General features: G+C 71.2%; 9 protein-coding genes, 1 tRNA gene and 1 pseudogene. 5 read left to right on the top strand and 6 right to left on the bottom strand.

The features are described 5' to 3' along the window. Positions 1-611 (bottom strand): annotated as a pseudogene (locus tag ACIWQI_RS12365) (SAM-dependent methyltransferase); the annotation flags it as partial. Positions 612-646: 35 nt separating this feature from the next. Between ACIWQI_RS12365 and ACIWQI_RS12360 the strand changes: the two are divergent. Then, positions 647-1,210 carry a GNAT family N-acetyltransferase gene (locus ACIWQI_RS12360; protein ID WP_396657806.1) on the top strand — a complete coding sequence of 188 codons (564 nt, stop codon included), beginning with the start codon at positions 647-649 and terminating at the stop codon, positions 1,208-1,210. A 99-nt stretch (positions 1,211-1,309) separates the two neighbouring features. Further along, positions 1,310-2,734, top strand: a complete 1,425-nt coding sequence (locus ACIWQI_RS12355) for an MFS transporter (RefSeq protein WP_396657804.1) — start codon at positions 1,310-1,312, stop codon at positions 2,732-2,734. Positions 2,735-2,872: 138 nt separating this feature from the next. Here ACIWQI_RS12355 and ACIWQI_RS12350 read toward each other — a convergent pair whose 3' ends face one another. After that, positions 2,873-3,418 carry a MarR family winged helix-turn-helix transcriptional regulator gene (locus tag ACIWQI_RS12350; RefSeq protein WP_396657802.1) on the bottom strand — a complete coding sequence of 182 codons (546 nt, stop codon included), beginning with the start codon at positions 3,416-3,418 and terminating at the stop codon, positions 2,873-2,875. Positions 3,419-3,516: 98 nt separating this feature from the next. Here ACIWQI_RS12350 and ACIWQI_RS12345 point away from each other — a divergent pair, with 98 nt between their 5' ends. Beyond that, positions 3,517-4,182, top strand: coding sequence for a MarR family winged helix-turn-helix transcriptional regulator (locus ACIWQI_RS12345; protein WP_396657800.1), 666 nt, complete (start codon positions 3,517-3,519; stop codon positions 4,180-4,182). Here ACIWQI_RS12345 and ACIWQI_RS12340 read toward each other — a convergent pair. Further along, complete coding sequence (locus ACIWQI_RS12340; protein WP_396657799.1) at positions 4,146-4,826, bottom strand: TetR/AcrR family transcriptional regulator; 681 nt, start codon at positions 4,824-4,826, stop codon at positions 4,146-4,148. The genes ACIWQI_RS12345 and ACIWQI_RS12340 overlap by 37 nt on opposite strands. 71 nt (positions 4,827-4,897) lie before the next feature. Between ACIWQI_RS12340 and ACIWQI_RS12335 the strand changes: the two genes are divergently transcribed. Next, positions 4,898-5,842 carry an alpha/beta fold hydrolase gene (locus tag ACIWQI_RS12335; protein WP_396657798.1) on the top strand — a complete coding sequence of 315 codons (945 nt, stop codon included), beginning with the start codon at positions 4,898-4,900 and terminating at the stop codon, positions 5,840-5,842. On the opposite strand, the gene dcd is transcribed toward ACIWQI_RS12335, so the two are convergent. Further along, positions 5,755-6,360, bottom strand: a complete 606-nt coding sequence (gene dcd, locus ACIWQI_RS12330) for a dCTP deaminase (protein WP_396657796.1) — start codon at positions 6,358-6,360, stop codon at positions 5,755-5,757. The genes ACIWQI_RS12335 and dcd overlap by 88 nt on opposite strands. Positions 6,361-6,426: 66 nt before the next feature. Here dcd and ACIWQI_RS12325 point away from each other — a divergent pair. Further along, positions 6,427-6,500: transfer RNA gene (locus tag ACIWQI_RS12325), tRNA-Gly, on the top strand. Between the two features lie 176 nt (positions 6,501-6,676). Here the strand turns inward: ACIWQI_RS12325 and ACIWQI_RS12320 are convergent. Further along, positions 6,677-7,477: a family 1 glycosylhydrolase gene (locus ACIWQI_RS12320; RefSeq protein WP_396657795.1), complete on the bottom strand. Its 801-nt coding sequence runs from the start codon at positions 7,475-7,477 to the stop codon at positions 6,677-6,679. A 153-nt stretch (positions 7,478-7,630) separates the two neighbouring features. After that, positions 7,631-8,026, bottom strand: a complete 396-nt coding sequence (locus tag ACIWQI_RS12315) for a hypothetical protein (protein WP_396657793.1) — start codon at positions 8,024-8,026, stop codon at positions 7,631-7,633. Positions 8,027-8,057 lie beyond the last annotated feature (31 nt).

Here is an 8,057-nt window from a genome sequence, read left to right as displayed (position 1 = left end):
GCGACGATCACCAGCCCCGTCGCGGTGTCGACCCGGCTGCGCGGCCAGCCCGGCTTGCCGGGCGGAAGAGGATCGGATGCCACGAGCACCCGCGCCTTCTGGCGCCCGTGCGTCACATCGATCCGGCCGAAGCGGCGGCGGAGCACGTCGTTCATGGTGGTGGACATGTGCTTGACCATTCCGCCCGCGTACACGCGCACATCGTGGGCCGCCCAGCGGGTGATCGCCTCGGCCGCCTCGTCGAGCGCGTCGAGCGACCGGGGCAGCCGCAGCAGGACGACCCGCGCGCCGTCGAGCAGTGCCGCGTCGAGCGCATGCGAGCGGTATGCGCCCACGAGACCGGCCCGGGCGGCGTTGGCGGCGAGCGCGCGCTCCCCGGACAATGCATCCTGGTGGGTGCGGATGCCGGTGGCCCCGTGCAGCGCGGCGGCTCCGAGGGTCAGGGCGCCGTAGGCATCCCCCACCACCGCGACCGTCCCGGGGCCGGCGGCCGCGATCGCCTCAGCGGCCTCGTCCAGCAGCAGGCGGTCGGCGGCATCGGAGGCGAACAGGTTCGGGGCCTCGACATCGGGATGCCGCCGCAGCGCCGCGAAGTCGAAGCCCTCGTCCATTCCCCCACGGTACGGCGCGCCCGCACAATGGTGGAGTGAGCCTGCCGTGGGAGTTCCACCCCGTCCAGGGCGACCGGGTGCGCCTCGACCTGCTGCGCGACGACGACCTCGACGCGCTGCACGCGATCCAGTCGGACCCGGAGGTCTGCCGGTACCTGCTCTACGAGCCGCGCACGCGTGGCGAAGTCGCCCGGCGGCTGGCCGAGGATTCGGCGGCGACCCGGCTGGAGAAGGTCGACGACTACCTGCAGCCGGCGATCCGCGATGGCGCCGGGATGCTGCTCGGGACGATGTACCTCCGGCTGACGAGCGTGGAAGACCTCACCGCCGAGATCGGCTGGCTGCTCGCGCCGCAGCACCAGGGCCGCGGCTACGCCCGCGAGGCGGCGGCTCTGGTGCTCGACCTCGCCTTCGGCGAGCTGGGCCTGCACCGGGTCTACGCGGAGCTCGATCCGCGCAACGACGCCTCCGTCGCGCTGTGCGAGCGGCTCGGGATGCGGCACGAAGCGCACTTCGTGGAGCACATGATGTTCAAGGGCGAGTGGGCCGACACCGGCGTCTACGGCATCCTCGCCCGGGAGTGGCAGCGCCGCGGCTGACCCGCCCGCGCGGCTGTCCCGGTCGGCGCCGGGCACCGATAGCCTGGGCCTGCGCCGCAACGCCGCGGCGCGGCATCCGTCTTCCCGGAAGGACCCCGCGTGCCCTCCTCCGATCGCGAACCCGCCGAGCCCATCCTGTCGACCGGGGCCCTGCAGACCGACGGCCTCGACGACACTCCGGTGCCGCGCAGGCAGGTCTTCTCGTGGGCCCTGTGGGACTGGGCGACGCAGCCGTTCAACTCGGTCATCCTCACGTTCGTCTTCGTCTCGCTGTACCTGGTCTCGGACGCGTTCCTGCCGCCCGAGGTCGCCGCGCAGAACGCCGACGGCACGCTGGTGTGCGCGACTGCGGCCGACGCGGCGACCGAGTACTGCCGGGGCTTGTCCGACCTGTCGGCCTCGTACGGCTGGATCACGTTCGCCGCCGGCATCCTGATCCTCGTCCTCGCCCCGGTGCTCGGGCAGCAAGCCGACGCCCGCGGCAGCAAGAAGCGCTGGGTGGTGGGGGCGACGGCGGTGCTCGCGCTGCTGCAGTTCGGGCTGTTCTTCGTCTACTCCGAGCCCGCGTTCTTCTGGTTCGGCGCGGTGCTCGTCGCCCTCGGGTCGGTCGCGTCCGAGATCGCCGGCGTCAACTACAACGGCATGCTCGTGCAGGTGTCGACGCCGAAGACGATCGGCCGGGTGAGCGGCCTGGGCTGGGGGCTCGGGTACATCGGCGGGATCCTCGCGCTCGTGATCGTCGTCGTGCTGACGCAGCTGGACTGGTTCGGAATGGATGTCTCCGACGGCCTGGCCTACCGGCTCATCGCCCTGGGCGCGGCGGTGTGGACGATCGTGTTCGCCCTGCCGTTCGTGCTCTACGTCCCCGAGTCGCCGGCGCGGCGCGAGAGCGCGCGGGTGGGCTTCTTCCGCAGCTACGCCGTGCTCGCGCGCGACCTCGTGGCGCTGTGGCGCGAGCACCGGCCCACGTTCTGGTTCCTCATCGCGAGCGCCGTCTACCGCGACGGGCTGGCCGGCGTCTTCGCCTTCGGGGGCATCCTCGCCGCGGTGTCGTTCGGGTTCTCGGCGACCGAGGTCATGATCTTCGGCATCGCCCTCAATCTGGTCGCGGGTGTGTCGACGATCCTGGCGGGCTGGCTGGACGACCGGTTCGGCGCGAAGGCGGTCATCGTCACGGCGCTCACGATCCTCATCCTGAGCGCGCTGTTCATCTTCTTCTTCCGCGACGGCGGGAAATCGGTGTTCTGGATCGGCGGCATCATCCTCTCCGCCGCGGTCGGCCCGGCGCAGGCCTCGAGCCGGGCGCTGCTGGCCCGGGTGTCGCCGCTGGGCATGCAGGGCGAGATCTTCGGGCTCTACGCCACGACCGGCCGGGTCATGAGCTTCCTGGCGCCGTGGCTGTGGGCGGCGTTCATCGGCTGGTTCGGCGCCACCCACTTCGGCATCCTCGGCATCACCATCGTGCTCATCGCCGGGCTCGTGCTGCTGCTGTTCGTGCGCCTGCCCAAGCACACGCGGACGTAGCGGCGCGGCGGCGCGCGGCGCGCCACGGCGTGCGTCGGTCACAGATTTCGCAGATGTGCGCGAAGTCCGCACGCAGAGGGTGGATGCCTGCGAATTCGGCGCGAGACTGCGAAGCCTGTGTGCCGCCCGGGCGGCGCGTCAGCGCGGCCAGGCGTCGGCGAGCTTGGTGAGCAGGCGGGCCAGCTCTGCGCGCTCCTGGTCGGTGAAGCCGGCGAGCGCCTCCGCGACGGCCTCGCGACGGTCGCCACGGAACCCGCGGACGATCTTGGCGCCCTCGTCGGTGAGCACGACACGCGTCCGGCGCGCGTCGTCCGGGTCGGCCTCACGCCGTACGAGGCCCATCTCGACGGCCTGCTGCACGAGCCGGGACGCCCGCGGCTGATCCACGCCGATCGCCTCGGCGATCTGGCTCACTGACAGAGGGTGGGATGCCGCGCTCAGCGCCTCGAGCAGGCGCAGGCGTGCCGGACCCGCGAAGCGCGGATGCGGCCCCCAGAACGGCATGCCGTGCGGCCCGTGGCCGGGGTGACGACCGCGCCCGGCGTGCCCGCCGCGGTCGCCGTGCGGCCCGGCCCAGTGCGGCATCCCCTCCGCGCCCGCCGCCCATGGGCCCCGCGGTCCTCGGCGCCCGCGCAGGCGTGCGATCGCTGCGGCGATGGCGTCGGCGGGATCGGGTGTCGGCATGCTTCCAATTTACATGTGACTTGACAAGCATCCATTATTCATGTCAGAGTACATGTACTTGCTATATGACAAGGAATCTCCACGAAAGGACGTCTCTCATGACGAACGAAGACTTCACCCCGGCCGCCGAGGGCGGCCACGGTCGACTCCCGCTGGGCTACTGGCTGCGCGCGGTCGACCGACTCATCACCCGCGAGTTCGCAGAAGCCCTCGCCGGCGAGGACATCTCGCGCCGCGACTGGATGCTGCTGAACGTGCTGTCCGGCGAGGTCGACGCCCCCGGGCTCGCCGCCCGCCTGGAGCGTCGCGGGAAGCGACTCCGCCGGCTCGAAGAGCGCGGCTGGGTCACCCGCAACGACGACGGCTGGCAGCTCACCGACGAGGGGCGCGCCGCCAAGGACCGCCTCGCCGAGATCGTCGAGGGCGTGCGCGCGAAGGTCTCCGGTGCGGTGTCGCCCGACGACTGGGCGACCCTCACCGCCTCGCTCGAGGCCATCGCCCGGGAACTGGGCTGGAACGAGCAGATGCGGATGCCGCGTGGCCCCCGCGGACGCGGGTTCGGCCCGGGTCGCGGCTTCGGGCCCGGATTCGGCCTGGGTCGCGGCTTCGGCCCCGGCCACGGGCATGGCCACGGCGACGGGCACGACCACCACTGCGGGCACGGGCACGACCACCGTCACTCCGAGTGCGCGACCGAGCGCGCCTACGAGCGCGGGTTCGACGCAGGCTACGCCCGCGGCCGGGAGGCGGCGTCCGCCGCCTGATCGAGCGGAGCCAGGTCGGCGGGGTCGGCACCGGCGGCGATCAGCCGCTCGCGGATCGCCCGCGCGGCCAGCGCGTACGGCCGGTCGCTGCGCATCAGCAGCGACCGGCCGTTCGCCTCGTTGTTGAGCGAGATGAGCTCGAAGGCGAGCTGCTCGACGCCCTCGGGGTCTAGGGCGAGCTGTCCCGCCTCGACCGCGTGGCGCAGCTGCGCCTCGAGGTAGCCGTACCAGGTGCGCAGATGCCCCTGCACCGCGTCGCGCACGGGGCCCGGCTTGGAGTCGACGTCGGCTGCGGTGGCCATGAAGAAGCATCCGCCGCTGAACACCCGCTCTCGCGAGTAGTCGAGCACGCGCCGCAGCATCGTCGCGATCCGGCGGACGCCGCGGGGCTCGGCGCGCGCCGGCTCCACGACGTCGGCCGTGAACACCTCGGCCGCCGCGGCGACGGTGGCGAGCTGGAGCCCTTCCTTGCCGCCGAACAGGGCCGCGACGCTGCTCTTGCTCATGCCGGATGCCTCGGCCAGCCGCCCGATCGTCAGCCCGTCCAGGCCCTCGACCGAGGCGATGTCGGCGGCGTGGTTCACGACGAGGCGGCGCGAGGCATCCCCTCGGGCGCGGCGCCCGTCTTCGACGATCGTGGACATGCCTCTAGTATATGCACGATCGTTCGTGTATTCTCTGTACGATCGTTCGTATTGTTGCAGAGGAGCATCCCATGTCTGATTCGCTCAGCGCCGCCCGCTCGGTCGTGGCGATGGCATCCGCTCTCTCCCCCGCCCTCGGCGCCCGCGCCGCGCTCACGCTCTTCTTCGAGACGCGGCCGCGCATGAAGGTTCGCGAGACCGACAGGCCGACGCACGATCGCGCGCGGCGCGGCACCGTGCACGTGCGCGGCCGCGACCTCGCGACCTTCGAGTGGGGCCGAGGCGACGACACCGTGCTGCTCGCGCACGGCTGGCGCGGGCGAGCCTCGCAGTTCGCGACGCTCGTGCGCGACCTCGTCTTCGAGGGACTCCACGTGGTCGCCTTCGACGCGCCCTCGCACGGTGATTCGCCCGGCGGGCGCACCGACATCCGCGACTGGGTCGGCGCGATCGAGCAGCTGCAGCGCCGGCATGGCCGCTTCCGCGCCGTCGTCGGGCACTCCTTCGGCGCCTTCGCGGCGCTGACCGCCGTGCGCCAGGGGGTCGTCTCGTCGTCGGTCGCGACGGTCTCGGGTGCGGGAACGCCCGCCGCGTTCCTCGACCAGTTCGCGCGCACGATGCGCCTGGATGCGGCGACCCGGCGTGGCTTCGAGCGCGCCTTCCTGCGCCGGATGGGCGAGGACGAGGCATCCCTCTCGCGCGCGTATGACGCGCTCGCTCACCCGCTGCCCGAGCGCGTGCGACTGCTCGCCGTCCACGACGACGGCGACCGCCAGATGCCGGCGAGCTGGTCGGCGCGACTGGTGGCCGCGCACGGCGAGCGCGCCCGGCTGCTGCGCACGAGCGGACTCGGGCACACCCGCATCCTCACCGCCGACCCCGTGCTGGATGCGCTGGTCGCGCTGTGCACGGCCGAGGCGCCGGCGGCTCAGGCGCCGCGCGACCCGGCGTCGGTGGTGCCGACGTCGGTGACGTGGAAATTGTGGAAAGAGCGGGATGCCGTGGGCCCGCGCTGACCCTGGTAGCGGTTGCCGTACGGGCCCGAGCCGTAGGGGTTCTCGGTCGCCGACGAGAGCCGGAAGAAGCAGAGCTGCCCGATCTTCATGCCCGGCCACAGCTTGATCGGCAGGGTCGCGACGTTCGACAGTTCGAGCGTCACGTGCCCGCTGAACCCGGGGTCGATGAACCCGGCGGTCGAGTGCGTCAGCAGCCCGAGGCGGCCGAGCGACGACTTGCCCTCCAGGCGGGCGGCGATGTCGTCGGGCAGCGTCACCTGCTCGAACGTCGACCCGAGCGCGAACTCGCCGGGGTGCAGGATGAACGGCTCGTCCGGCGACACCTCGATGAGGTGCGTGAGGTCGGGCTGGTCCTCCGCGGGGTCGATGAACGGGTACTTGTGGTTGTCGAACAGCCGGAAGTACCGGTCGAGCCGCACATCGACGCTCGAGGGCTGCACCATCTCGGGCTGCCACGGATCGAGGCCGATGCGCCCGGCGCCGACTTCCAGCTTGATGTCGCGGTCCGAGAGCAGCACGCGTTCAGCCTAGCCGCGGCGAGTGGATGCCGGTTTGCTAAGCTTGCCGCGCGCCATCCGGCGCTCGGGGATGTAGTTCAATGGCAGAACATCAGCTTCCCAAGCTGAGAGCGCGGGTTCGATTCCCGTCATCCCCTCCAAGTCCCTCATGAGCGACCAGCGGTCGCGCAGGAGGGACTTCGTGCGGTTGACGTCGGATCGGATCCGCTTCGGGGGGTCCCGCTCCGCCCGGCGGCCCCTGAGCCTGTCGAAGGGCCGCCGGGCGGAGTGGCCGATTCCCGTCATCCCCTCCGATGGCCCGACGTGCCCGACTCGATCAGACGACGGCGTTCCTGCGCGCGGCTTCTCTGAACCACTCGGCGCTGAGCTTTGGAGTCCGCTCGAGCGTGTCGAAGTCGACGTAGACGAGTCCGAATCGATTTCCGAAGCCTTCCATCCATTCGAAGTTGTCCTGCGCGGACCAGTGGAAGTATCCGTGCACGGGGACGCCTTCCGCGGTCGCGCGCTGCAGCTGGGTGGGGTACGCCCGCAGGAACATCACACGGTCCGAGTCGTAGACGCGGCCGTCGGCAGCGAGGACATCAGAGGCGGCGCATCCGTTCTCCGTGATGTAGATCGACGTGGCGCCCCAGATGGATTGCATCTGCCGCGGCGCCCAGTAGAGGACTTCGGGGTCGAGCACATGCCAGCTCGACTGCATCTTCGGGTGTGACGCGTTGATGGGGATGTCGCGGTAGCCGGGTGCCTCGTCGGCGGGCTCGACGTACCAGCCCGGCTTGTAGACGTTGATCCCGACGAAGTCCAGGGGCGAGGCGATGATCGCGAGCTCGTCGTCGGTGAAGACCGGGGTGGTGCCGCCGGCGGACTCGAGGTACTCGTCTGTGTAACGGCCCTCCATCATGACGGTCATGAACCCGGCGTTGCGGTCGCGGGTGGCGGCTTCTGCCGCCCTCACGTGTTCGGGCGTATCGCGGGTGGGCACGGCGACGCGGATGTTCTCGGCGAAGCCGACCTCCGTCCCGGCCGGTGCGCGCGCGGATCGCCTGGACGGCGAGCCCGTGGCCGAGGACGGCGTGATGACGCACCTGCTTGAGCTCGGCGTCCGACACGGACACACCGGGTGCGGCGCCGAGGTGAACGGTCTTGCCGCCGCCGACCTGCACGTCGACGCCTTGAGTCGGCTGCTCGACCACTCACAGAATGGCCCCGCGATCCGACTCCGGCAAGACCTGTGCCCGTGGATCGGGTCATCGACCACGTCCACGACGGTTCAGATCGCCGTCGCCATCTCCCCGTACCCCATGGCGATCAGGAACGCCAGCGACGAGAGCACGACCGACACCGGCACCATCGTGTAGCGCTCGGGCTTGCTGCGCGACGCCGCGTTCATGATGATCCCGAGCACGAGATAGGCGAAGATCACCCACATCGCGACCTGCGTGACCACGTCCGGGAAGACGCTGATCACGCCCACGCGGTCCCACGCGACGACCACCATCACCCCGTAGAGGAGGATGGCGATCGCGCTCCCGATGCGCTTGCGGGACGGCAGCACGCGGTCGCGCCCGCCCCACGCGAAGCGACCCAGAGGTGCGCCGAAGATCAGCGCCAGTTGGAACACGGCCAGCAGCGCGAGGATCACCGTGAACAGAAGGGCGAACGGCATCGCATCACCGTAGCGGCAACGGCCCGGATCT

This window comes from Microbacterium sp. (assembly GCF_044508325.1).
Lineage (GTDB): Bacteria > Actinomycetota > Actinomycetes > Actinomycetales > Microbacteriaceae > Microbacterium.
Note: the sequence above shows the minus strand (reverse complement) of the source record. Positions and strands in the feature narration are given on the sequence as shown.